Source organism: Amycolatopsis rhizosphaerae (assembly GCF_007713715.1).
GTDB lineage: Bacteria > Actinomycetota > Actinomycetes > Mycobacteriales > Pseudonocardiaceae > Amycolatopsis_E > Amycolatopsis_E rhizosphaerae.
On sequence record NZ_VJWX01000813.1, the window covers coordinates 1 to 1,592 of the forward strand.

Annotated in this window: 2 protein-coding genes; both read left to right on the top strand. The window is 70.2% G+C overall.

Annotated features, from left to right (window positions below; all coding sequences use genetic code 11):
* Positions 1–98: 98 nt before the first annotated feature.
* Positions 99–323, top strand: coding sequence for a hypothetical protein (locus FNH05_RS37100; protein ID WP_144593495.1), 225 nt, complete (start codon positions 99–101; stop codon positions 321–323).
* Positions 324–380: 57 nt separating this feature from the next.
* Positions 381–1,583: an AAA family ATPase gene (locus FNH05_RS37105; RefSeq protein WP_144593496.1), complete on the top strand. Its 1,203-nt coding sequence runs from the start codon at positions 381–383 to the stop codon at positions 1,581–1,583.
* The last annotated feature ends 9 nt before the right edge of the window (positions 1,584–1,592 follow it).

Consider the following 1,592-nt stretch of genomic DNA (forward strand, 5'->3'; position numbering starts at 1 on the left):
GCGCGGCGCAGAGTCATAATTGAATTACCACCGGGGGAACCGGAAACACACCGAATACCACGCCCGGCGTGAGCTATGTCCTTTGAAAGGGGTCTACCGTGGTCATTACCAATACCGTCGAATGCGGCCCACGCCTGCAAGACGAGGCCGCCGGAATCGGGCGCGACCACGGCTGGACTCATGCCGCCTACGTGGACGCCTACGGCGGTGACCCGTACGCCGAGCCTGAGGTGCCGCCGCGATTCGCGCCCGTGGCCGCCGTCTATGCCGCTGCCTATGCCGAGGGCGTGACGGCCTACCTCGACGACCCCGCCGACGACTAGCCCGCCGAGTACAGCACCGCCCGTGCCGTCTGCCCGAGATCGAAAGGACCTCTCACGATGACCCCGACCACCACGTCACCCGGTACCACGGCCGCTGCCTCGCCGGGGGTGTCCGTGCCCCGGTTGCGCAACGGTGAGCTGCGCGCGATGGTCGCGAAAGTCCTCGCCGACCGCGCGGGTACCGCGCTGACCCCGCGCGCCATCGCGCACACCCTGAACCGGTCCTCCGGCGCCGTGGGCAATGCCTGCAAGGTGCTGGCGGACCGGGGCGAGGCCGAGATCGCCTCGGTGACCCCGCTGTCCTACCGGGCAACCACGACCACGGCGTCGGCCGCCGCACCCACCGTCACACCCGCACCCGCCAAGTCCGGCACGGCCCGCACGCCCCGCCCGAAGGCACCGCCCGCCGCCGCGCCCGCACCTACCTCGAGCAATTCGGCGGTGGTGACCGGTCCCGTCATGCGTCCCAACGGAACCGAGTACCACCCGCGTCTGGTGTCCGGGACGACACTGCCCGATGTCACCGCGCTGCGGCGGTTGCGGGATGCCGGGGTCGCCGCCCTGCTGTACGGGCCACCGGGCACGGGCAAGACGTCGGTGGTGGAGGCGGCGTTCCCCGATTGCATCACGGTTCAGGGCGACGGGGACACCGTGGTCGCCGACCTGGTGGGCGACTACACCAAAACCCCGGACGGCGAGTTCGTGTTCGTGCACGGCCCGCTGGTCCGCGCGATGCGCGATGGGGTGCCGCTGTTCGTGGACGATGCCACGCTGATCCCGCCGACTGTGCTCGCCGTGGTCTATCCCGCGATGGACGGGCGCCGCCAGATCGTGATCAAGGCCAACGGCGGTGAGGTTGTGGATGCCGCGCCAGGGTTCTACGTGGTCGCCGGACACAACCCCGGGGTTCACGGGGCGGTGCTCACCGACGCGCTCGCGTCCCGGTTCTCCGTGCAGGTGCAGGTATCCAGCGACTACGACCTCGCCGACCAGTTGGGCGTGGATCGCAAAGCGGTGCGCGTGGCACGCAACCTGGCCACCCGGCAGGAACGGGGCGAGATCAGGTGGGCACCGCAACTGCGAGAACTGCTGGCTTTCAAGAAGATCGCCGCCGTGTTGGGTACCGATGCCGCCGCCGCGAACCTCGTAGGCATCGCGCCGGAGGAGGACCGCGTCACCGTCGCCGCCGTGGTGCGCGACGCGTTCGGCCGCACCGTCACCCCACTCGCCCTCGGCGCCCGCGTCACCACGAAACCCTGAATCCACCGT